Raw genomic sequence first — 25,112 nt, forward strand, 5'->3', positions numbered from 1 at the left:
ATATATAGAATGTTCATTTAAGCAAAATTAAGCAGTTTGACTAATTGTTTGCTACATTTGTGTAAGTTGTTGAAGTATTAAAGGACGTTATGGAACATCACTCTCCGTTACTGAGAAAATTCATTACCTTAGGTAGAATTACTCCAGATCAAATAAAGGCAAAGCATACTGAAGCTACCACAACCGCAGAGTTGATCTGCTTGTGCAGCGGAATGAGCGGCCAAGAACTTGCTGAGCAATGCCTTGATCTGTTTCGCGTTCCCTATTTTGATCTTAATGGGTTTGATGTTCAACATGTTCCCAAGGACCTGATAAAAGAAAAGCTGATCAGGCAACACTATTTACTTCCACTGGTTAAAAAAGATCGCAAACTCTTCATCGCAACATCCGATCCAACTGATTACGGTGCATTTGAGAACTTTGAGTTTAGTACGGGGCTGCAATGCGAGATTGTCGTTGTAGACCATAAGCTACTTGAACAAAAAATCGACCAACTCTTTGATGATAGCTCGGGCCTATCTTTAAGTGAAGATGAGTTTAAAGAATTCGCAAGCCTTGATGTTGAAGACGAACCTCAAACCCAGCAACAAGACGAAGAAAAAGACGACGCGCCGATCATTGTTTACATCAACAAAATATTGATGGATGCAATTAAAAAAGGAGCATCAGACTTACACTTTGAACCTTATGAGAAAAAGTATCGTGTGCGTTTTCGTATTGACGGTATTTTACATGAGATGGCCAGTCCCCCTAATGCGCTTGCCAGCCGTTTATCTGCACGTATCAAAGTCATGTCACACCTAGACATTGCAGAGAAGCGTAAACCTCAAGATGGCCGGATCAAACTTAAGATTTCAGAGCGTAAGAGCATAGACTTTCGTGTCAGTACACTGCCGACGATTTGGGGCGAAAAAATCGTAATGCGTATACTCGATTCCTCTGCTGCCAAGTTGGGGATCGATGTACTGGGTTACGAGCCAGAACAAAAAGACCTGTATATGAATGCGCTTGCACAACCACAAGGCATGGTCTTAGTAACGGGGCCGACAGGCTCTGGAAAAACGGTTTCGCTTTATACTGGTCTCAATATTCTCAACAAACCAGAGCGAAATATCAGTACCGCAGAAGATCCTGTAGAAATCAACCTAGAGGGTATTAACCAAGTACAGATCAATACCAAAGCGGATATGACATTCGCAAATGCACTTAAAGCATTTTTACGACAAGATCCCGATGTCGTCATGGTTGGTGAGATCCGAGACTTAGAAACCGCTGAAATATCCATTAAGGCAGCACAAACAGGCCACTTAGTTCTCAGTACATTGCACACTAACTCTGCTCCTGAAACACTCACGCGACTCCTGAATATGGGTGTGCCAGCTTATAATGTGGCCAGCTCAGTGAGTTTAATCATTGCTCAACGTCTTGCAAGAAGGCTATGCCCTAAATGTAAAGAGCCTGAAACACTGCCAAAAGAAGAGCTCTTACGCCAAGGCTTTAATGAGGAGCAAATAAAAGAGCTGACGTTGTTCTCACCAAAGGGCTGTGACCACTGTACTGATGGCTATAAAGGTCGAGTAGGTGTCTATGAAGTCGTGAAAATTACCCCTGAAATTTCGCAGAAAATCATGGCCGGTGCAAACTCATTAGAGATCGCTGAACTTGCCGGAAAGCTCGGGTTCGACAACCTGCGTAAATCAGGTTTGAAAAAAGCCGCATCAGGTGTTACTTCTCTTGCCGAAATCAATCGCGTAACCAACTTCTAAGCGAAAGTACTTAGCTGGTATAGTTTACTGCAAAGCAGTAAACTATAGGCTGTATTTAAAGATGAGTAATTTACCATGCCAACAGCTGTAAAATGTCCAACCTGCCAAAAAGACGTGATCTGGTCAGCACAAAGCCCACATCGCCCCTTTTGCTCTAAACGCTGTCAACTCATCGACCTTGGCGAATGGTCTGAAGAGAACAATAAAATATCCACTCAAATTCAAAGCCCAGATTTGGCACAACCTGATCCACAGGCTCTGATAGAAGACATCGAAGCAATGCTAGCCAAAAATGAAGACGACTTCTTTAAATAGACCAATTTTCCCTATTTACTAGCTTTATGGGGTATTATTTAACACCCCATAAAGTGCCTCTAGTCCACTGTGCGCTTGCCAGTCAGCACTATACAAATAGTAATCTACACTGGGTAAGTGCTCTTCTATTTCAATAAAATCGACCTGTTGATGGTACTTGCTACACATTGATTGAGGCACAATTGCCGCTCCAAGACCTGCTGCAACCAGAGACAACGTTGTGGACTTTGTTTTTACTTCTTGCACCACATTCATCTGTGCCTGCACGTCAGTAAAGACCTGTTCTATGGCAGCATGTAATTTAGGCTGAACTTGCTTCGGATAATGAATAAAAGGTCGTCCATTCAAGATTTGAATTGATGCACTTGTGGCCGTTAACAGCCATTGTTTTGGACATGCTAATACATACTTTTCGCTTTTTAAATGACGTAAAGATGAGCGTGGTAAATCAGGCGCATGCGCTCGTATTATTGCACCATGCAGTTGTTTAGCGTCACATTGAGCGAGCAATTCGGGGCTGCTCCCCTCTTCGATAACAAGCTCCAAATACGGCTGTTGAGCTTGCAGCGTCGCCATTCCATCCGACATCAGGGCTTCAAAAGCAAGACTAATACACCCTATTTTTAATGGCAGCTCCGTGCCTTTTTGGCTTGCACTGACACACTCCCCTAACTCTGCGTGAGCCGCGAGTACCTGCTTTGCTTTCTCGACAAATAACTTGCCAAATACCGTTAATGTCACAGTCCGCGTAGACCGTTCGAATAACGCCATCCCGAGATTATTTTCAATTAAACGAATTTGTTGACTCAATGGTGGTTGAGACATATGTAATCGCAGTGCTGCCCGGCTAAAACTCAGCTCTTCGGCTACAGCAACAACATAGCTCAATTTTTTTATATCTAACCAATTTATATTCATTACATATAAATAAACATTTTTTAATATTTGTCCTTAAGTTAGGCCCATTGTAAGTTGAGTGCAAGCTAAATCAGCAGGAGAACAAGAATGAAATACCTGATCCTTACAATAATGCTCTTCACAAGTGGTCAACTTTACGCCCAAATAGTAAAGCAGCCATTTAAATCAAAGGCCCTTGCCAACAGCCTAATTGGCACTAAAACAACGCGCGACGTCCATATTTATTTACCCGATGACTACCATACCAGCGACAAGCGCTACCCAGTTTTGTACTTCCTCGGTGCGTACAGCTGGCCAATCGTCTACAGCTCGCATATAGAAAAAATGGTGGAAAATCATAAACGCAAGGGTAACCCAATGAAGATGATCATCGTGATGCTGGAAGGCAATACACCACTTCGCGGTAGTTTTTATGTTAATTCAAAAGTTCATGGTAACTTCAGTGACTATGTTCTCAATGAAATTGTTCCTTGGATAGACGCTACTTACCGCACAAAAGCATCAGCACAGCACCGTGGTATTGCGGGATTCTCCATGGGTGGTACCGGCGCACTGCGGTTTGCAGCAAATAACCCTAATATATTCAGCCATGTTTATGCACTTAGCCCAGGTATGTTTGATGAACAAGGGATGGCAAAATCGTATCTAACCTCAGAGGCTGCCATTGCACGCTACCAAAAGTTCAAGCAAAAACTTGCAATTAGTTCCGACCCTAGCGCAGTAATGAAAGAAGAGTTTGCTTCCTTTCAGGGTCGAGAGATTTGGGAAAATGGGCAAAGCAATAGTTACAGTGCCTACTTGATGGCTTACGCAGGCGCATTTGCAGGTACCGCCAAGCAGCCTTTTGGTATCCACTTTGACCAAGACGCAAATCAAAAACCGCTTTGGTACCGAGGTTTTGGCGAGCTTATTTCCCTCTACACCACCCCTGAGATCGTTGAACAGTTGCACTCAATTCACATCGAAGTTGGTGACAAAGATGACTATATTTGGATCACTGAAGGAGTATTGGCTTTGAAGCAAAAAGCACAGCAGCAGAAACTTGCGATTTCGTTTGATGTTTTCCCTGGTGGCCACAGTGACAAAGCCTTGGCGAGACTGGAGCACCACATGTTGCCTTTTTTTGCCCAACACTTATAACTCTAATAAAGTGGTATCAATAAGATAGATACCACTAAACTGCTGCGATTGCTGACACCACTTTTTCGGATGAAAATTCGCAAACATTATCAATCTGATCTGCGCTACTTTAGGCTTGTCGCCAGCAACATTAAAACCTATAAAGGTATTTTCAATATGCGGAGCACGAATCGTTATGAAGCATAAGACAAGTACGCAAAATCAGTACGAGCACCGCCTACTCAAAGTCATTGACTATATTTATGAACATGTTGACCAAGAGCTAGATGTAAATACTTTGGCAGATATAGCGTGTATGTCTGCGTATCATTTCCATCGCATCTATCGTGAATACACAGGTGAAACGATTAGCCTCACAGTGAGACGAATGCGTATGTTGAAAGCGGCGACATATCTTGTACGCAGTGACTTAAACCAGCATCAAATTGCGAAAAAAGTACGCTACGGGAGTGTTGAAGCATTCAACCGAGCTTTTCGTAAACACTATGGCGAGACACCTCAACAGTATCGCCAATCTCGTGCTGACAGTCAGCAAAATGTCACTGTGTTGTATCCAAAATCCAACAAGGAATATTTCATTATGTATTCAGTCCAACAGCAACACATTCCATCATTGGCATTAATCGGTATCTCGCATAAAGGCGACTATATGCAAATTGGGCAAGCTTTTGAAAAGCTGTCTTTAATGGCGGGCAAAGCACAGCTAATCGATCAGCAAACACGTTTCTTTGGGATCTATTTCGATGATCCGGACTCCGTGGCGCAAGATGCACTGAGATCTATGGCTTGTATCTCTGTAGATCCAAAGCGACTACCTGAAGATCACGTATTTGAACAGATCACCATTCCTGAGGGAGATACGGTCAGTATTTTATTCAAAGGTGACTACACTGAACTGGAAAAGCCCTACAATTGGTTATATGGACAATGGCTACCGCAAAGTCAGTTTGAACTTGCTGACTTTCCGCCTTTTGAAGAGTACTTAAACGACGTAAAAGACACCGCACCTCAGGACCTCCTTACTCAAATCAACTTCTTAGTAAAATCCTGATTCATTTTATTCTCGGCCAGCGACTTTCACGAGATCGCTGGCCGCTAACAGTTCTTTTGAATAGATCACTGAAGCCAGTTTGGGGTGGAGATCAAAGTTAAACGTCCATTCATTGCGACTCAAGGCAAAAGATCTCCGTTCCATTGTGAGTAGGTCTAGCTGATTTAAATGCACCGTTAAGCTCTGTTTATCTGCCCAATACAATGCATTATTTCGTGCTATAACAGTAAGCTCAGGAAGTCTTGGCAATTGCACCAGCGCACGCTCTGTGCCACCAGCTTGTTTTTGCATTAACCAGAAATCATCTCTTAAGATAAATACGCGTCCTAGTTCATCTTCAATACGCGCCAAAGTATTGTCTTGAATTCGCTCAGTTAAGTCTGTTGCAAGGCTGTAACGCAGTAACCTGTAGCTATGTTGCTCAACCCGAGAAAAGTAAATATAGTCACTATCTGCGCTCCAATTAGCATACACAATCTGCTCATCGTCTCCCGTCAGCCACCTAAACTGCTGGTTAAGAATGTCGTACATAAACAGCCGCTCTTCTCTTCGACCGAGCAAATAACTACCGTCAGAGCTAGCCTGCAAACCATTAATCGCATCTAATGTATCAAACCGATGTAACAATGTTTTTTCACCAGCATTTGGGCCTTCATACACGAGGCGATATAAATAGCTATATTTTTTATCGCGACTCAAATAGAAGATAGCACTCCCGTCATGACTATAAATAGGAGACCATTCAACCTCTTCACTGGCAATTTTTAGCTTAGCTGGGGGGGAAGGTAAGGTAACAAATGGATTCGGCATCGACACAATATCGCGATAATTCATACCGTGACGGCGCATTAGCAAACAATCCTTGCCACATTCACCAAAGACATCATTTAAACCTGGCGTAATGTGTTCAGATACAATCAATGTTCCACTGTTAACATCAAACCTAGCCAGCTGCCCTTTGAAGCTGCTCAGCAGCAGTGAGTTAGGTTGTTCCTGACTCCACACTAAATTGGAGGCTTCAAACCCCAATAGCGTTTCATGAAGTAATTTGCCATCATGCTGCGCGAACACAAGCAACCGATATTGACGTAGTTGTTGGTTCCGAACTACGGCCAAATACTGCCCATCAGCAGATTGCCGAGCAAGCACATCCCCTCGCCCTTTAGACAGCGGAAAAGTGATTTGTCTGCTCGTATTACTCTCTAAGTTGTAACTGAAGATAGCTTTGCTACTAGCTTTATGATGCGCGGTTTCCCCCACTACATAAGCGTGATACAAGATCTCTTTACCGTCAGCAGACCAACCTTGTAGCGCTAACTTTTTTTGAGAAATGTCTAAACGACGTTGGCGGCGCAGTGTGCCATTCTCATAATCAGCAATATAGACTTGATAACCTTCGCCTTTATTCCTTTGGTATAATACTTTGCTGCCGTCCGGCGACATGGATATGGTATGGTAGGCACCGTCATCTCCACTTAAACGGTATAAAAGGTCGCGACTTAGATCTTTCGCATATAAAGAGAAAGGCTCTCTATTACTGCCTCGATACATAAACACAAGCGTATCTGTTTGTGCATTATATTCCCCCCCCATTTCTGAGCCTGATATTTCTGTCAATGGGGTAATAACAGCGCCAAAATACTCTGGCTCTTCACTGTTTAACACAAACAACGTGGCACTCATAACCGCAGCTAAAACGAAACAAGCAATGATCCACCAGGCGCCGATTTTGCGCGCGTGTTGCGCTGGCTGTTCGCACAGTACTGTCGCATCGCCAACAAACTGATAACCTTGTAAGGGAATCGTTTTGATGAATTTAGGCTCTTTGGCGTCATCACCGAGTGCAACACGCACCTTTTTCACAACTCGTCTAATGGCATCGTCGGTCACTTGGCGGTTACACCAAACATGCTCTAACAGCTCTTGGCGACTTACTACTTCACCCGTTCGAGAAATCAAATAATCAAGAAACGCCAAAGGCAGAGGCTCCAAACGCTGCTCTCCTTGACTATTTTCTACGCGCCCAGTGTTAAAACAAACTCGGTTGTCAGCTAACTGCACCTTACTGGAAGAATCTACAATCCTTTGATTTATCATATTATTTTTTCTCTAGCTGAATGACTAATTGTGACTTTATCAGTCTACACATAAGTTCATAACAATTCCATGTAAGTCACGTGTCGACGTTGGCAAGCTCACTTTCATGTGTTTTACATCAGGATATTATAATTACAATGATCTCACTATCAGCTTGCATGAAAGGCTCAAAGTTACAGTATTTCTTAGTTGGATTTAGCTTAATTTGTAGCGCCCATTCCATGGCCACACCTCACGCTCCTTTAGTTAAAACAGCCCAAGTTTCTCCATGGCACGATGGCATACAAGGCCACCTATCCTGCCAAGTTTCAGTCCCTCTTGAGTATACTGTTGCCAGTGAGAGTCAAGCGAAACTAAATTACCTTGTAAGTGCTGGTAGCTATGTCAAAGCCGGAGACTTGTTAGCTCAGCAAGATGGTTTTTATCTACGCCAATCCCTCAATGCCATGCGATATGAGCTAATACAACATAAAGCGAACCTGAGTTACCATGAACAAGAGTACCAACGCTTAATTACTTTGGACAAAGATCATGTTTCAGCTTCTGCGGTCAATGAACATGCACTCTCTTTGGAGCTTGCTAAACATTCAGTCGCAGCCACCCTAAATAGTATTTCGACGGTGGAAAAACAGATTTCAGCACTCAAGCACTACGCACCCGCGGATGGTGAAGTCACTCAACTCCACAGTAATCTAGGCAGTTTTGTGGCTAGAGGTGATGCGATACTCAGTTTCACTGCTAGTAATGATAAAGAGCTACATTGTGAACTGCCACTCACTCAATTTCGAGTTGACCAAGACATAGCTCAAGCTGTGCAGTTCTTCTTTCAATCAGAGACCCTAAAACTCAAGCGCCATGCTCAAAGTGTTAACCAGCGCCATCAGACACAATCAGTGTGGTTTCATGTACCACAAAAACACGCCCTACCAATTGGCAAGCTCATTAATGTTCACTGGCAGTCTCAACGCTCAAAATTAGCAAAGTTACCAGTGCAAGCCGTCATTTTTGAACGAGATAAAGCCTACGTTTGGCGCGTGAACAAACAGTATCTGGTTGAAAAAGTTGTCGTTGAGGTGATGCAAAATCAAGCACATGACTTTGTTGTGCAAAGTCCTTTGCAAGTTGGTGAACAAGTCGTCGTTTTGGGTCAATCTAACTTGGCCAATGGCACAAAAGTCCGCCTTTCACCAGCTCCTACGCTACTAGCACAAGGAGAGTAGAAATGGCACAACAGATATCAACTATGACGTTAAGAGATAAGGTGGTTTTATCAATCGCAACATTAATTTGTGTCCTCGCCATTTTAGTTGTCAATCACTTAGACAGTGCTCTACTGCCTCCAATAAAAAGACCTGAGATAAGCATCAATGTGACATGGCCAGGCAAGGGGGTAGAGGAAGTGCAACAAGTGTTAGTTTCCCCGCTCGAGGAGGCACTTAATGGCATTCCAAATAGCACCCTACTATCTACCACGGTGACCGCGAGTAATGCCAATATTAACCTGTCTTTTCAGCCTGATAGTGATATGGATGATGCGTACCTCGAAACTTTAAATCGCATTAATCAAGTCCCTGGTTGGCCAAGTGAAGTACCAGCACCGACGGTGACAAATTTTGCATCAGGAAGCAGTACTTCACTTGCCTCCATGATGTTAGTCAGCCACTCGTCCACCTCACAACAAGCCTTAATTCAGGCCTATGAAAACCATTTAAAACCCGCACTCAGTAAAATTACGGGTGTGCAAAGTGTTATCACCAGCAATAATCCCACGCAACAACGAGTAGACATCACCTTACAACACGACAAGATTAAGCGTTACGGTTTAGATATTACGCAAATTCAAAACCAGCTAAATACGTTAAGTGATGGTTCGGGAGACTACATGTACCTCGGCGATAGGCGTTACGCTCTTCATTTTTCAGGGCAGAAAAACTTTTCTGAGCTGATGTCTCTTCCTATTGCTTATCATGAGCCGAGTTTCATCAAACTTGGTGACATTGCCACCATTGAGCAACACACGGAGCGCGAGTGGCTATTTTCCTCGGTTAATGGCAAACGGGCCTTTTATATTTATTTTCAATCTTCACCTGATATCAATGTGCTAGCAACTTTAGAGCACACTAAACAAGTCATAGCACACCTAAACCAAGGGCCGCTAGCCTCGCTAAATATGGAATTACTGCTCAGCCGTGACGACTCGAAGGCCGTAAAAAGTGCAATATCACAAGTCTATCTATCGCTGCTTTTAGGGATAGTTTTATCGAGCTTGGTCCTTTACTTTTTTATCAAACAGCATCGCTTCGTTGCGCTGATTTTTGTCTCGATTCCCGTCTGCCTTGCGGCCGTTGTTTTACTCATGTCACTATTCGATTATAGCTTAAACGTCATAAGCCTCGCAGGCATGGCGCTTTCAATTGGTCTACTACTAGACGCCAGCATTGTGGCAGTCGACAGCATAGAACAACAACGCCGTCAGGGAGTACCCCTTGGACAAGCCATAGCCTCTGGCGTAAAGACGGTTAAAGGCGCTATCATCTCATCAACACTTTCGAGCATCGTAATATTTGTTCCAATATTACTTATGCGCAGTCCAGAAGCGCAGCTTTTTAAAGACCTTGCCTTCACAATTTCAGGCGCATTACTGGTTTCTTTACTGAGCGCTTTGTGCTTACTGCCTGTCATCGCCAGGCTATTACTGAATAAAACCACATCCCAAAGTCATACAGCCAGTAAAGTCCACCCCTTCTTTCAATCTATTTCTCAGTCCCGCTCAATTGCAATGGGTATTATAATCACACTGGTACCAATTGCATGTCTTGCTGTTTGGTTACTCACACCGCAAATGAGCTTGCTACCTACTGCCAAAAATCGTGCGGTTCATGCTTATATTAGCTTCCAAGATCCGCTGTCTCCCAAAGCGACAGAACTACACATTGCGAAACCTATCTTATCTCGAATAGCACAGCAAAAAAAACTTGGCCAAGCCCCGAATTACGATTTATCGGGACTATTTTGCTGGCAAGGTTTCTGCCTACTCTACTTTTACCCCCCCAAAGAATGGGACTATGAAACATTTAGTCAATGGCTCAAATCCTCGGTCGTGCATGACTTACCGGGAACCCGCGTAACTGTGGTACAAGAAGATTTACTGCGACTCGCCCTACCCAATGCAGGTCTCAGCTACTTAGACTTGCATGGAGCAGATCGTACTTTGCTGCAATCTGCTGGTAAACAACTACTCAATCACCTTCAAAACAAGTTTACGGGCGCACAAATAAGGCCCATAAGCGAATTAACTAACAATGTTGCCAGAATAGACTTCGCGCCTAACCACTTAGCGCTGTTGCGCTATAACTTAAATTTAAACGATTTAAAAACGTACTTAGAGGCACTCACGCAAGGTATTTATTTAGGGCGATTTAATAACCAAGGGCAAAACCTGCCATTTTATTTAAAGATACATAAATCAGAAGACCTACAAACATTACTAGGGAGAGAAGTAACTATTCCAGGTATTGGTCTCAGGCCCCTTTCAGAACTTACCGATGCTCAATTCTCTGTTGCGCCATCAAGACTGAATCGAATCAATCAACGTAGCGTTGTGACATTAAGCCTCACACCTCCTGCAAATATGAGTCAAAGTGAGTTTATCTCAGCCATTAAACAAGAATCCAAAACCTTTCTTTCTCAGCAAGAATATAATCAAGTTATTACCTCTTGGCGTGGCAGTGCTGACCAATTAGATACATTTATGACGGAGTTTAGTCATATGTTTCTATTATCCTTGTTTATCTTGTGTGTATTACTTCGTTTGAACTTGCGCAATTGGCGACAAACCTGCGCCGTGCTATTGAGCATGCCCCTCGCGATGTTAGGTGGCACAGTGTGTCTGCGACTCATGGGATTATTTACCAATCAGCCACTTGATATCATCACTATGATTGGGTTTATTATTTTAATGGGACTCGTCATCAACAATGCCATTTTACTCATTAACCAATATGACCATGCACTGCAACAAGGAAAACCCCAACAGACCGCTATCATGCATGCAATTGCGGTACGCAAACGCCCTATATTTATGAGCACAGGGACCAGTATATTTGGCATGCTACCGCTTATGCTATTACCCGGTGAAGGCGCAGAAATATACCGCGGTTTAGCAGCCGTTATTGTCGGTGGTATGACATTCAGCGCGCTGCTCAGTATTCCATTTATGGCTGCACTCCTCTCATTGCGCATGTATTGCAGCGCCTCTATTCCAGGGGCACTCACTGCAAAAGCGCTATAGGTTATTTTCTCAATACCGTTTACCTATCCCATAAATGGCCTGTTCTGACAAAACTGTGCCATTTATTTTTTAATAGTCTTCTTCTAAGCATTTACTCTTAGATGTGATTAGTTGGATAATCACCTCATATTCATTTAAATCACTTAAAATTGTTCAATACGCTGTCATAATATAGGGGAAAATCATGAACATAAGGAATGTGCAAACATATGTCGTGCTATGCTTTTGTTTGTTCATACTGCTCGGTTGGCATACACCACTCAAAGCCGAAAATAAAACTCGTCAAGCACCACATGTCGCAATAGTCGGTTCCGGCCCTCTGGTGCCGAAAGGCAATGGTCAAGCTATACCTGTCAGCTACAAAAATGCCAAAGAAGTCGATGTCGAAATTCTTCACCTGACTAGCCCCCATGACTTTTTAAGTAGGCACTATCTGAATGACACCATTTACCCGAGCTCTCTAGACCGCTTGAGTTACAGCTTTAATAGCGTATTCGCTGACAGATACACCCTGCCAGATCACAAACCTGAAACAACTCACAGCGCAAAACTACCTATTCCAAAGCATTTAGCATCGGGCTGGTACATAGTAACAGTGAAAGCCGCCGGTACATTTGATGATATTAAGGTCAAACACATGCTCCTTACTGAGCTAGGTATACAAGCTCGTATTCAAAAAAGTAATGCGTTTTTCAGTGTCAATCGGTTAAAAGATGGCAGCAGTGTCTCCAATGCAAAAGTGAGTATTTACCGCAACCATAAACTGCATAGACAAGGTCGAACTGATGAAAATGGAAACCTCCATTTCGCTTTTTCAGCGCAGCAAAACGATATCGTACTCGTAGAACATGAACAAAACGGCACGACACCTGAAATCGCGTTGTTACCTTTGCGAGAAGTCCCTTTAGATCTGTCCGCTTATGCACTCGGAGGGCGCCCTTACCAAGATGTAGAGGCCTATCTCTATAGTAATCGGGATTTAGTTAGACCAGGAGATAGTCTCCCGGTTAATGTGCTATTACGTGATCACGATGGTTTTGCACATGAAAGTGAGACGCTAACGCTTACAGTTAAAAACCCACATCAAGATGAAATCATCAAGGAGACCTTGACTGCCAGTGAGGCAGGTCTATTTCAAAAACAACTTATAACAGCAAATGATTGGCCTACAGGACGATATACCGTGGGGGTCCAATTAGATCCAAGCGCAAATCAATCCATCGGGGAGTTTCATTTTCAGCTTGAAGAATTTGTGCCAGAGCGCATGGATTTGCAAGTTACACCCGCCTCCACTTTTGTATATGCAGGTAAGAAAAACCATATAAACCTCTCGGGAAAATACTTGTTTGGTAGTCCAGCCGCAGGGAATCAATTTACTACTGACATTTCCCACCACCCTGTGCGCCACTTTACAGGCCCTTATAAAGACTTTATCGTCGGACAAGACTTTTACTTATCTAGCCGTTACAAATCTCTACCTAAAAAGCGTATGTCTGAGGAAGGTACTGCATCGGTCGCCATCTCGACGCCAAGTGCGCGCAACATTAAAAGCCCAATCAGCACCAAAGTATTTTTCGCATTGCAGGAGTCAGGTGGCGCAGCGGTGCAGCGCAGTGCAATATTTACTAGTTGGAAAGACACCTCAATTCCTGCACTTAAGCCATTAACTAAAACCTTCAAATATAGCTCTGATGCCGCATTTGACGTAGCTTTGCTAAGCCCTGATGGTCAGCAGCTTGAAACCGGCAGTGTGCAGTTAACTTTGCACTATGACCAAGGCCAATATTATTGGATGTTTGAGGAGGGCATCGGCTGGACAAGACAAAAGCAAGATCAGTGGCGTCAAGAGCAGCAAATAGTCGTCGACTTAAATGCCACAACTACACGAGTTGAATTGCCTGTCAGCTGGGGGAATTACAAGCTCGAAGCGATGGATTTAAATAGTGGGAGCAAAACCGTACATCATTTTTACGCAGGCTGGTATCGCGGTTATCACCAATATCCTGCAAAACCGGAACATTTGCAGCTTTCGTTAGATAAAACGGCTTACTCAGGTGGAGAGCATGCGAAAATCACCTTTGATTCACCAATAGACGGAGAACTATTACTTACACTTGAAGCTGACAAAGTACTATGGTCGAAAAAACTCGCTGTAAAACAAGGCCAGTTTGAGGTGTCAATACCGATTGACCCAGCCCTGAATCGTCACGATTTATATGTAACGGCAAGTGTGTTTGGACACCAGCAGAGTGCGCCAAAACGCTATTTGGGCATTTCACCGCTTAAGCTAGATAGGGCCAATCGTGAAATTAAACTCACTGCCACACTGCCCGAGAGTATTGAACCATTACAGACCATTTCTATTCCGGTAACAGCCTCCGGCGTCACTGCGGGGGAAACAACCTGGGTGACCGTCTCAATGGTTGATAAAGGGATTATTAATCTGAGCCGATTTTCTCCGCAAAGCCCTTACGATTTTCTATTTGCGCAGCGCCGCTACAGCGGTGATATTGTAGATTTATACTCTCGACAATATGATCCTCGTCCCAATCCATTCGCACAATCACGGTTTGGTAGTGATAACAATAGTAATAACACCAACCGTAATGACGACTTGGTTGAGAGCAAAACCATCCAGTTGATGTCTAACCCCGTGAAAGTCGTTAATGGAGAAGCACGCATTGAGCTTACCCTTCCAGACTACAGTGGCGAGGCTCAGCTAATCGTAACGGCGTTCAACGATGTACAAGTAGGCCAATTAGTCCAAGATCAAATCATTCGTATGCCATTGGTTGCAGAGCTCAGTGTGCCACGCTTTTTAGTCCCCGGAGACCTCTCCAGTGTTGCAATTGACTTGCACAATATCAGCGGTGAAACAAAGCAACTCAGCGTCAACCTACTGGCTGATACAGGGGTTCAAATAACAAACCAAACTGAGCAGCACATTGAACTTGAACATGGAAAACGCTGGAGTCATGCGCAATCTATTATGGTCTCCAAAACTAGTCCTGATGATATCGTCACTTTTACTTTAACAGTTCAAGGTCAAGATATAGAAGTCAACAGAAGTTGGCGTGTGCCAATCAAATATTTAGAGCCAAAGGCAACCAATGTCACCACTCATATGCTTGAATCTGGCAAGTCCCTGACGATTAACCAAGCTAGTTGGTCAGGGCTCAATATGATTGCAGGTAAAGAGGGCAAACTATTGATAAGTCATGTCCCGATACTGAACATTGCCGAATATGCTGCAGAATTACACTCTTATCCGTATGGTTGCGCAGAACAAACCACCAGTAAAGCGTGGCCATTCGCACTCAAACATCCCCAGCTTAAACGCTTCCAACAAAGCGCGCTAAGTCAAAACACCAAGCTCAACAGCAATGAAGATTTTTTAAGCGCAACCGTTAAACGCTTAAAAACAATGCAAAAAACAACGGGAGGTTTTGGCCTATGGGGTAGCTACAGCGTAGAAAAACCTTGGCTAACTGTCTATGTAACCGATCTACTCACCCATATTGATAAAAACTATCCAGAGATAGTGCCCCAAAACATGCTCCAAGACGCCCAATATCGCGTAATTAGGTACGCGCGTGGTGACTTTGTGGATGGCCTGACTAGCCGTAAGGAAGAAGCTACAGCAGCAAAAAGCTATGCCGCTTATTTTTCTAGCCGTATGGGTAAAGTAAGTTACAGTGATATTGAAGCATTGCACCTTCGAACTCATCCATCTCAACTTAGTTTGCTACATTTGGCCGCAGCGTATGCCAATACTGGCGCAAGTGCACAAAGCACAGCACTACTTAATCAATACGAACAGCAAACAAGAAGTCAGCACTATTTTTATGACTATGGCAGTGATATTCGAGATCAAGCATTAGCGACATTAGCCTTGGATGATATCGCTCAATTACAAGATTTAAGGGATCAGGCACATAAACTACGTAGCACACTACTTGAACAACTTCCAGAGCAGGTAACTGCGCAATCTTGGCTAAGCACACAAGAACGAGCAGCTCTACTGCGCGGAGCGGTATCAGCTACCCAACACAACCAACAAACGCTAAAAGTGCAAATTAATCAGGAGCAACTCATACACACAGGCCAGCTGGAAAAAGCGCTAAAACCAGGCACAACGGTCACAAATACAGGCAGCAAAAGTTTGTATGTTCAGCAGTTAGCTAAAGGCTATGTAAGATATGATGATAACATTGCAAACCAAGTGAACCCGTTTAATACCATCAATATGAAACACTTATTGCGACGTTGGTTCACCTTAGATGGTCAACCTATGGATGACAACCTCTCGTTAAAAGTTGGCGATCGCGTTGTAGTAGTACTAGACGTTCACAGCAAAGAGCGTATTCATGATGCACTGCTGGTTGACCATATCCCAGCAGGGTTTGTTCTTGAAAACCCAGCATTACTTCAAGAGTTAAATATTGAGCTACTACTGCCTGATGGGGTCATTTTGGCCAATACTGAGCACCAAGAATATCGTCACGACCGATATGTCGCCGCAGCAGATATCCGTAAAGGAAAACAGCAATTTGCTTACCTCCTCAGAGCTGAAATCCCAGGCATATATGGCAACCCACCTAGCTTTATGGAATCCATGTACCGTCCACAAAAGCATGTGCTTTATACACAATACCCCTCTACACTCTCCATTGAGCGTTAGTATTGTTTAACAACCACACGGCAGATAGCTTTACCCTGCTATCTGCCTATTAACTTAGTCGTAATGCAATGACCATCAAAAAAATTTTTGTCGCTATCTCATTTGTCCTATTCATGCTGATTATGGTGAGCATCGTTTGGTTTATTACGCATCCACTTCCCCCAATTTACCCAGATGGGCCAGCAACGCGTATCACCGCCAGTGACCATGTGACCCTGCGCGCATTTGGTGATGCTAAAGGCGTGCATCGTTATCATATTGAGTCAAAAGACGTAAACAGCTTTTATCTTAAAGCCCTATTGCACTATGAAGATCGTTGGTTTTACTACCACTATGGCGTAAACCCCTTGTCACTATTTAGGGCTGCAGGACAGTGGATTATGCATGGTAAAATCATATCTGGGGGTTCCACCCTTACGATGCAAGTTGCAAGATTGATTGACCCTCATGACAGAACCATCACAGGGAAACTGCATCAGATAGCCCGTGCAGTGCAACTCGAATGGTATTACTCTAAAGACGAAATTCTCAACTTTTATCTAAATTTGGCACCATTTGGGGGCAATATTGAGGGTGTTGCTGCTGCTTCAATCAAGTATTTTGGCAAACATCCTAAATTACTCAATAAAAATGAAGCGGCGTTACTCGTTGTACTCCCTCAGCAGCCTTCTCGCTACCGTCCTGACCGCTACAAAGACAAGGCTAAAGCAATGCGCAACAAAGTGCTAGCAAGGTTGAAAGACGGTCATTTAATCAATGCTGCGCAGCTGGACTTGCTGGTTGATGAGCCCATCCAGTTATTTACACGCACTCACCCCCCTTTAGCACCTTTATTAAGTCGCTATTTAAAAAGCCAACACCCAAAAAACCACACTATCAACACCACCATCGATTTTGAACTACAAAGCCGTCTCAACACAATGATGAAGCGCATCAGCGGTCAATTACCGCGTAAGGCGTCGGCCGCAGCCGTCATTGTACAAAATCGCAGTGCTGAGGTAATCGCGTATCAAGGCTCTGTTAATTTCAGTGACCTTAGCCGTTTTGCGCATGTTGATATGGCACGGGCTATCCGCTCTCCGGGCTCTACGTTAAAACCGTTTATCTACGGACAAGCATTAGATATGGGGTTGATCCACAGCAAGAGCTTATTAAGTGATGTACCCAGTAATTTCAATGGCTACAAACCTCAAAATCTAAATGGCTATTTCAGTGGTCCGGTAAGCGCGGAGCAAGCATTACAAAAGTCGCTCAATGTACCGGCAATACAACTCCTTAATCGCATCACACCACAACGATTTGAAGATAAATTAGCGGCAGCCAATATTCATCTCATACACCAAGATGCAAACTTAGCTGTGGGCCTCGGTGGCACAGGGACCAATCTAATCACGCTGGCAAAACTGTATCGAGCATTGGCCAATCACGGCAAAGTAACTAAACTGCAAACACTAAAAACAGACAAAGTGCAGTTACCGTTAGGCAATCAGCCACAACCCGAAGCAAGTACAATCTTGAGTCCTGAAAGCAGCTGGATTTTGTTTCAGATGCTTAGCTCGCAGAGTGCGCCAGACAGGGTTATTCCCTCAATTCGCAGAAAGATTGCCTGGAAAACAGGCACAAGTTATGGCTATCGAGATTTTTGGTCTGTCGGTGTCAGCCCTGACTATACTGTTGCAGTCTGGGTAGGACGACCTGACGCCAGTCCGATGTTAGGGTACTTGGGTGCCACACAAGCTGCACCAATTATGTTTGATGCATTTGATCTGTTACCCGAAGATCAAAATCCGCTCGTGAAACCCGCGGGGGTCCAGCAGACTTTAATCTGTTGGCCAAGTGGCAGAGCCTTGGCTCAGGTGCAACCAGAAGACTGTAAAGAGCAGCACCTTGCGTTCACTATCAATGGTATGACACCACCGAGTATGGACCTATATGGAAGCTTTACCGTGTCATCGCAATGGCCGAGCAAATTAGCCCAGTGGTTGATGTCAGAAAAAGCTATACAACCTAGCATGTTGCTAAACCAATTCGCCGCGCCACCAACGATTACCTCGCTAAAAAGTGGTCAGCATTATTATCGTTCGCAATTAGATATTTTGCCTCTCACTTCATCTCATACAGAGAAAACCCAGTGGTTTATCAACCATAAGCCCATTGCCGAGCCTCAATTACATCTCAGTGATTACCTTGGAGAAACGGTGGTGTCGGCGTGTATCGATACACACTGCGATAAACACACAATCTTTATTCACCCCTAGGTATACAGCACAGAGTTAAATTGCGTTTTATTTCCTAAAATAAATACAAACTCCCCTACAGCAGGTTTAGATATTCGCTGCGGTTCTGCTAAACTCTGGGTTGTTAGCGTAGCGTTTAAGCTCAAGAATGAAAAAAGGTGAATGTAACTGTGTCAATTGATCCTTGGAAAGTATTAGAACTTGCACCGACTTCAGATCAGCAACAAATTGAAGCGGCCTATCAACAGAAACTGGCAGAACTCGCATCTGAATCCGACCAAGTACGTGAAGAACAAACGGCTTTACTCAAGCAAGCTTATGAAGAGGCGATACAAACACTAAAGCAGCCCTTTATGCCTGCTGAAGCGAGTCAAGCACACCCGCTTTACCAAGAGTTTAGCGAGGAGTTATCGCAGCTATTAGGCAATGCACTGCGTCGAAATCAATTGACTGCTTGGCAGCTTTTGGTCGACCACCCAGCCGGCCAAGAACATCAACTTAGAGACGATCTCAGCGCCCTTATTTTTGATCAGATACTGCATTATCAAAGGACCTGCGAAGATGATAAACAGTTGATATCCAGTGAGGTACTAATTTATCTAACCGAGCAACTTGAATGGTCCACCCGAGATGATCTGAGAGCGCGCTACGGCGATAATTTTTATTACCGTATGACACAACAACATATACCTGAACCTGAATTCGTCCCAGAGCCCATCGCCGACACCGGAAACTTAGCCAATATCTTTATTGGGCTGACGATAGTCTGCGCCATCGGTTTATTAATGATCTCCGTATAGTGCTCACAGCCTTGGTTACCATCGCCTGCGTCTGACATAATGAGATGTGATAGAATATACCTATTTTGTCATATCAGCCATTGTGTATGGCGCAAAACTAAGGAAACATCATGACTATCACACGTAAACATACCAACCAGCGTATGAGCAGAATTGTTGTACACAACGACACCATTTATTTGTGCGGACAAGTCTGCCAAGACGCCACTCAAGGTATCAAAGAACAAACCCAAACTATGCTGGACAAAGTCGATGCGCTATTAGCAGAAGCCAACAGTGATAAATACCATATTTTGAGTGCCACCGTTTACATCAGTGATATGAAATACTTTGCACAAATGAATGAAGTTTGGGATGCCTGGGTACCTGAAGGCCATGCACCAGCAAGGGCATGTGTAGAGGCAGCAATGGCAAGGCCTGAATTACTGGTTGAAGTATCTGTTACCGCAGCAGTTAAAAAGGGCTAGGTGACTTTTGGCGCGTGTTTTATAACACGCGCACTCTGCAACTGACTAATTAAATCACGACATCTCCACGCTCAGACAATTGAGACAGAGCGGCCTGTAAACGCGTCATTGCCAGATCAAATTCAGCCCTACACATGGGCCCACCTAGTGTGAAGCGGATGCCATTTAGAGCCTTCGGCTCATATCTCGAGCTAAACACATCCAAGGTGCGCACCAAGATCTTATGACCTTTAAGATGGGCTGCCATATAATGCATATTTAACTCATCAGGCAACACTAAACATACGTTAAGTCCAGCAAAACGCGCATGAAAGTCAAACCGTTCCAGCACACTTTGAAGCGCCCTCTGACGATACCTTAACTCCTCAGCAAGTTTATTTTGTACATATTCATATTCTTTACCCTGCAGTGCTCGTATAAGTAGTTCAAAGTTCATCATAGAGACTGACCAGCACTGAGCATGAATGGCATTGATAACTTGCTGCTGCCACAAAAGTGGCGCAAGCACATATCCCACTCTCAGCCCGCCACTAAAGTACTTTGAAAAGCTCGCAATATAAAAAACGCGGTCGCTTGCTTGTTGCCACAAAGGCAAACGCCAATTTTCGGGTAGGCAGTAATTTACGTCATCTTCGAGGATAAAAAAATGGTATTTACGGCTCATCGCCAATAGCAAAGAAAGCTTTTCATCGCTATATCGGATGTTAGTTGGGTTCTGACAATTTGGCGTAATATAAATGGCTTTAACGGGATATTTTTGACAAATACTTTCGAGCGCTTGCAGGTCAATGCCGTCTTCTTGCACTGGTACACCTTGATATTGAAGGTGAAGGCTTTCGCATGCTTTTAAAAAACCCGGGTAAGTGAGTGATTCGTGTAACACTAAGTCTTGAGGTTCACACAAAGCAGATAAGCAGGCAAAAATTCCCTGTTGAGCGCCTTGAGTAAAAACAATATCGTGCTGCTCACATTCAAACCCTTTTTGTTTAAGCCATTCTCGATAAAAGCGCTGATGGCGGTCCAGACCATTCAGTTTGTATGTCATGACCTCCGCGAGATCGGCCAAACTGTGTGATAACGATTTCATCGCCGAGGCCATTACCGTGTCTTGCCCCATAAATGGCTGCATACTGGAAGCCAGATCACTTACCCCATGTATTACTGCGCTACTGCTGCGTTTTGATACATAAGTCCCTGCACCCAATTTGGCACTAACCCATCCTCGCTGCTCCAACAGCACATAGGCACGAGTTACGGTGCCATGAGTAATCCCCAATTGGTCTGCAAGCGTTCTTTGAGCTGGTAGACGCTGTTCAAATATCAGGTTTTTTGCCTCAATAGCTGCTTCGATTAACTCGGCTAACGCCATGTATTTGGGCTGGTTTTTGGCAAGGTTATTAAACGCTTCTCTGTCTGGGTGCCAAATTGTATTCATAACAATAAATAAATTGATGAGAAATTGTATTTATGACACTAATAGATAACAGAACAAATAGCAACAATTGTATCAATACAATATGGGAGGACTACAATGCACGCTACCGAACTGATTGCCCTTATACCTGCTTTAGTCATGTTTAGCTTTGCAGCATCAATTACCCCCGGGCCTAATAACATCTTACTGACTTACTCTGGCGCGAATTTTGGGGTCCGAAAAACAGTTCCACACATTGCGGGCATTCGTGCTGGCATGACTTTGATTCATATTGTCATGCTAATTGGACTCGGCCAATTGCTTGCCAGCAACCCCAATATACATATGTTATTCAAACTACTTGCGAGTGGTTACATTCTATATTTGGCATATAAAATTTGTCTGAGCCGCTCGGCTAATAGCACCAAACAAGACCAAAGTAGACCAATGTCGTTTATCGAAGCGGCAATTTTTCAGCTGATCAACCCCAAGTGTATTGCAACACTCCTTTCTCTCAGTACGGCGCTAACACTGCCTGGCGAGCTATATTGGCCATCGGCAATACTTGGCGTACTGATGTTTAATGTCGTTGCTTTATTCAGTGGCTTTAGCTGGATTTATTTTGGCAAAGTCATTAGCCAGAAGCTGCAAAACCCCATGCATCAGCAGTATTTTAACTATGCAATGGCTGCACTATTACTGGTTTGCCTGCCTTTAATTCACATTGGCTAATCACTGCGAGGTCACGAATGAAACTTACCAACCAACTCAGCAAGCAACAATTCAATGAAGTTCACCAATTTCTATCTCAAAGAAGTTATTGGAATAAAGGGATTTGTTGCGAAAAGTTACGTACTGCGCTGGAAAACTCGCTTTGCTTCGCCCTCGTTGATAACGGGCAACTTATCGCGTTTGCCAGAGTCGTAAGCGACTATGCCACCTTTGCAAACCTGTTGGATGTCTTTGTGTTAGAGCCTTATAGAGGCATGGGGCATGGCAAAAAGCTCATTGATGCCGTTGTAACTCACCCTAAACTACAAGGGCTTCGGCGTTTTAGTCTAGCCACTCATGATGCCCACGGGTTGTATGAGCAATTTGGTTTTGAGTGCGTTAAACAACCTGAATTTATGATGGAGCGCTACAATCAAACGGCCATCACCTTTCAAAAAAACACGCCCACTCGCCATCTCGCATAAGCCTGAATTCAATATAGCTGGTTGGTTAATCAACCAGCTATTAGGCAGAAATAGCATAACTCACTAAAGGCGTTATTTATTTGTCTAAAACTAATTACTTGCCTGTATGCGTTTGTGGTTTGCAAGGAAAGTAACATCCTGTAATTACAGCGCCACCAGCGACTTTTGCGGTTGCAGACTCTGTCACCTGCTTGTTTGATAAATTAGCTAGCTTTTTTGATTTTAATGTTAACTTCATTTTTATTTCCTTATTTAAATTTTTCGTTTGCCATCTCGATGGCGGGAAATAAAATACCCATAAAAAATAAAAAAACAACAATTAGTTATTTATAAATAACTTATGTAAAACATACATTTGAACAAATAAAAAGCAGAAAAATGTAAAAACAATAACAATCAATATACTCTGAGCCTTCGCGATACGCATCTGTGCTGCAATGTTACTGCACGAAGGTATTAAACAAACAAAACAACTACTTTATTCTTATCAATAATCTAATAAACCATTCATTTGACTCAGATCAATTAGATACCTGTCCATTCACCCTATACAAAGTGTGCCTATCTCATAACGCTTGTCTCCCTCGCTGTTCACTTTTAATGTAGTGACAATATTAATAAATCAAAAATGACTATGAAAACAACACTGACTCTCGCCGCAGTGGGCACTTTGCTTGGGCTCACTTCAGTCACTAGTTACGCAGACTCTACGCTAAAGTCTGAAGATATCTTTCAATTAGAGTATGCAGCCAGCACTCAAATCAGCCCAGATGGCAAAAAAGTCGTCTATGAACGTAATAGCTACGATATTATGAAGGACACTCCGAAACGAGCGCTGTGGCTGTATAACGTAAAATCGAAGGAACATTACCCGCTATTTTCAGATCAATATACGTACAGCCAGCCTCGCTGGTCACCTGATGGCAGCAAAATAGCGTTTACCAGCAACCGCAGTGGCTCTCGACAACTGCATGTATACTGGGTAAAGCAAGATAAGCTTGCCGTTTTAACTCAGTTACCCAAAGCAGTTAACAATATCACTTGGTCTCACGATGGCCAGCAAATAGCTTTTACCATGAATGTGCCACAGGGTAAGTCTAAGTTTGCCAAATCAGTAAAACTACCAAGCAAACCAAAAGGTGCACAGTGGTCAGAACCTGTTAAAGTTATCGACAAAGCGCGCTATCAAGCAGATGGTAAAGGCTTCATTGAACCAGCTTTTCGCCATGTATTTGTTATCCCTGCAAACGGGGGGACGCCAAGGCAAGTAACTCAGGGTGATTTTCAACACTATGGCCCACTGGCATGGACTCCGGACAATCAGAACCTTGTTTTCTCATCCGATCATCACCGAGAGTGGGAGTACAGAACCACTGAGTCAGACTTGTATAAAGTCAACCTCAAGACTATGGCGTTAACTCAACTTACCGATTACCCCGGACGTGAATATAACCCTACTTTCTCTCAAAAAGGCGATAAACTGGCTTTTATCAGTCGAGGAAATGCCCCCGTACCATACGTAAATGGGCAGTTGACTTTACTTTCTACTAAAAACAATGAACGTACAACACTGACACAAGACCTTGACCGCTCCATTGCCGACTACCAGTGGTCAGGTAAGGGGGATTTTGTCGTCCAATATGACGACCATGGCAAGCGAGTTTTAGCTAAAGTCTCATCTCGAGGTAAAATCAAGTCTTTGCTGGATGACGTGTCTGGCACAACATTAGGCCGCCCTTACGTCAGTGGTAATTTTACCATGGCCAATAATGGCGCAATTGCCTTTACGCAGGGACATAGCCATTCACCTGCCGATGTGGGCTATTTCCACAAAGGAAAGAAAACAACACTGACACAGTTAAACCAAGATCTACTTGCAACCAAAACTCTGGGCCAAGTGCATGAACTCAATTATGAATCAGAGTTTGATGGTGAACATATTCAGGGTTGGTATATCACGCCACCGAACTTCGATAAATCTAAGAAATACCCACTAATGGTCGAAATCCATGGCGGCCCGCACTTAGCATATGGCCCTCACTTTAGCGCTGAGTTACAACGCTATGCTGCTGAAGGTTACGTCGTTGTATACGTTAACTATCGAGGCTCAACCAGCTATGGCGAGCGTTTTGCGCTTTTACTCGATGGTAAATATAGCTCTAAAGAAGATTTTGCAGATCACAACTCAGCGGTTGATGCGCTAATTAAAAAAGGCTTTATTGATGAACAAAACCTGTTTATCGCGGGGGGATCTGCTGGTGGTATTGCGACAGCTTACGCCATTGGTTTAACAGATCGATTTAATGCAGCCGCGATTACTAAGCCGGTTATAAACTGGATCAGTAAAGTACTTACCGCAGATAGCTACATCGGTCAGATCCGCAATCAATTCCCAGGGCTGCCTTGGGAGAACCTCGCTCACTATTGGCAGCGCTCTCCTCTCTCTCTGGTAGGTAATGTGACAACACCTTCACTAATCATGACGGGCGAGTTAGACCGACGTACACCAATGTCAGAATCAGAGCAATTTTACCAAGCGCTGAAACTACGTAAGGTTGATACCGTCCTTATTCGTGTGCCTGGTGCTCCTCACGGTATCGCAGGTAGACCGTCACGTATGATCTCAAAAATAGAGCATACACTTGCTTGGTTTGAAATGTACAAAAAACCACAAGCGAAATAGCCATACTCAAATAAGGGGGCAAATTGCCCCTTATTTAATCCATTTATACCAATTGA

At 43.7% G+C, this 25,112-nt stretch carries 17 protein-coding genes; 13 read left to right on the plus strand and 4 right to left on the minus strand.

Going from position 1 to position 25,112, the window contains the following annotated elements:
- Positions 1 to 89 precede the first annotated feature (89 nt).
- Entirely contained in the window at positions 90 to 1,766 is a 1,677-nt protein-coding gene (pilB, locus tag N480_RS22715) for a type IV-A pilus assembly ATPase PilB (protein ID WP_063374709.1), read from the plus strand.
- Between the two features lie 75 nt (positions 1,767 to 1,841).
- Complete coding sequence (gene yacG / locus N480_RS22720) at positions 1,842 to 2,081, plus strand: DNA gyrase inhibitor YacG (protein ID WP_063374710.1); 240 nt, start codon at positions 1,842 to 1,844, stop codon at positions 2,079 to 2,081.
- A gap of 24 nt (positions 2,082 to 2,105) precedes the next feature.
- On the opposite strand, the gene N480_RS22725 is transcribed toward yacG, so the two are convergent.
- Positions 2,106 to 2,999, minus strand: coding sequence for a LysR family transcriptional regulator (locus N480_RS22725; protein ID WP_063374711.1), 894 nt, complete (start codon positions 2,997 to 2,999; stop codon positions 2,106 to 2,108).
- Positions 3,000 to 3,086: 87 nt separating this feature from the next.
- Between N480_RS22725 and N480_RS22730 the strand changes: the two genes are divergently transcribed.
- Together N480_RS22730 and N480_RS22735 are read left to right on the plus strand one after the other, a co-directional pair.
- Complete coding sequence (locus tag N480_RS22730) at positions 3,087 to 4,139, plus strand: alpha/beta hydrolase (RefSeq protein ID WP_063374712.1); 1,053 nt, start codon at positions 3,087 to 3,089, stop codon at positions 4,137 to 4,139.
- Positions 4,140 to 4,314: 175 nt separating this feature from the next.
- A complete protein-coding gene (locus tag N480_RS22735; protein WP_063374713.1) occupies positions 4,315 to 5,190 on the plus strand; it encodes an AraC family transcriptional regulator in 876 nt (291 codons plus the stop codon).
- A 6-nt stretch (positions 5,191 to 5,196) separates the two neighbouring features.
- On the opposite strand, the gene N480_RS22740 is transcribed toward N480_RS22735, so the two are convergent.
- Positions 5,197 to 7,287: a winged helix-turn-helix domain-containing protein gene (locus N480_RS22740; RefSeq protein ID WP_063374714.1), complete on the minus strand. Its 2,091-nt coding sequence runs from the start codon at positions 7,285 to 7,287 to the stop codon at positions 5,197 to 5,199.
- Positions 7,288 to 7,424: 137 nt separating this feature from the next.
- Here N480_RS22740 and N480_RS22745 point away from each other — a divergent pair, with 137 nt between their 5' ends.
- The 6 genes from N480_RS22745 to N480_RS22770 all read left to right on the plus strand — a co-directional run bounded on the left by N480_RS22745 (position 7,425) and on the right by N480_RS22770 (position 19,763).
- Complete coding sequence (locus N480_RS22745) at positions 7,425 to 8,507, plus strand: efflux RND transporter periplasmic adaptor subunit (protein ID WP_081231966.1); 1,083 nt, start codon at positions 7,425 to 7,427, stop codon at positions 8,505 to 8,507.
- Between the two features lie 2 nt (positions 8,508 to 8,509).
- Entirely contained in the window at positions 8,510 to 11,578 is a 3,069-nt protein-coding gene (locus tag N480_RS22750) for an efflux RND transporter permease subunit (RefSeq protein ID WP_063374716.1), read from the plus strand.
- A 184-nt stretch (positions 11,579 to 11,762) separates the two neighbouring features.
- Positions 11,763 to 16,259, plus strand: a complete 4,497-nt coding sequence (locus tag N480_RS22755) for an alpha-2-macroglobulin family protein (protein ID WP_081231967.1) — start codon at positions 11,763 to 11,765, stop codon at positions 16,257 to 16,259.
- 68 nt (positions 16,260 to 16,327) lie between these two features.
- A complete protein-coding gene (gene pbpC / locus N480_RS22760; protein ID WP_231102305.1) occupies positions 16,328 to 18,517 on the plus strand; it encodes a penicillin-binding protein 1C in 2,190 nt (729 codons plus the stop codon).
- A gap of 149 nt (positions 18,518 to 18,666) precedes the next feature.
- Positions 18,667 to 19,296 (plus strand): J domain-containing protein, encoded by a 630-nt coding sequence (locus tag N480_RS22765; protein WP_063374718.1) that lies wholly within the window; start codon positions 18,667 to 18,669, stop codon positions 19,294 to 19,296.
- Between the two features lie 110 nt (positions 19,297 to 19,406).
- Positions 19,407 to 19,763 carry a RidA family protein gene (locus N480_RS22770; RefSeq protein ID WP_063374719.1) on the plus strand — a complete coding sequence of 119 codons (357 nt, stop codon included), beginning with the start codon at positions 19,407 to 19,409 and terminating at the stop codon, positions 19,761 to 19,763.
- Between the two features lie 49 nt (positions 19,764 to 19,812).
- Here N480_RS22770 and N480_RS22775 read toward each other — a convergent pair whose 3' ends face one another.
- Positions 19,813 to 21,198, minus strand: a complete 1,386-nt coding sequence (locus tag N480_RS22775) for a PLP-dependent aminotransferase family protein (RefSeq protein WP_063374720.1) — start codon at positions 21,196 to 21,198, stop codon at positions 19,813 to 19,815.
- A gap of 96 nt (positions 21,199 to 21,294) precedes the next feature.
- Here N480_RS22775 and N480_RS22780 point away from each other — a divergent pair, with 96 nt between their 5' ends.
- Together N480_RS22780 and N480_RS22785 are read left to right on the plus strand one after the other, a co-directional pair.
- Positions 21,295 to 21,909, plus strand: a complete 615-nt coding sequence (locus tag N480_RS22780) for a LysE family translocator (RefSeq protein ID WP_063374721.1) — start codon at positions 21,295 to 21,297, stop codon at positions 21,907 to 21,909.
- Between the two features lie 17 nt (positions 21,910 to 21,926).
- A complete protein-coding gene (locus N480_RS22785; RefSeq protein ID WP_063374722.1) occupies positions 21,927 to 22,373 on the plus strand; it encodes a GNAT family N-acetyltransferase in 447 nt (148 codons plus the stop codon).
- 94 nt (positions 22,374 to 22,467) lie between these two features.
- Here the strand turns inward: N480_RS22785 and N480_RS25495 are convergent, their stop codons facing one another.
- Positions 22,468 to 22,611: a hypothetical protein gene (locus tag N480_RS25495; protein ID WP_155732930.1), complete on the minus strand. Its 144-nt coding sequence runs from the start codon at positions 22,609 to 22,611 to the stop codon at positions 22,468 to 22,470.
- A gap of 396 nt (positions 22,612 to 23,007) precedes the next feature.
- Between N480_RS25495 and N480_RS22790 the strand changes: the two genes are divergently transcribed.
- Complete coding sequence (locus tag N480_RS22790) at positions 23,008 to 25,056, plus strand: prolyl oligopeptidase family serine peptidase (RefSeq protein WP_063374723.1); 2,049 nt, start codon at positions 23,008 to 23,010, stop codon at positions 25,054 to 25,056.
- Positions 25,057 to 25,112 lie beyond the last annotated feature (56 nt).

Source organism: Pseudoalteromonas luteoviolacea S2607 (assembly GCF_001625575.1).
GTDB classification, from domain to species: Bacteria; Pseudomonadota; Gammaproteobacteria; order Enterobacterales; family Alteromonadaceae; genus Pseudoalteromonas; species Pseudoalteromonas luteoviolacea_E.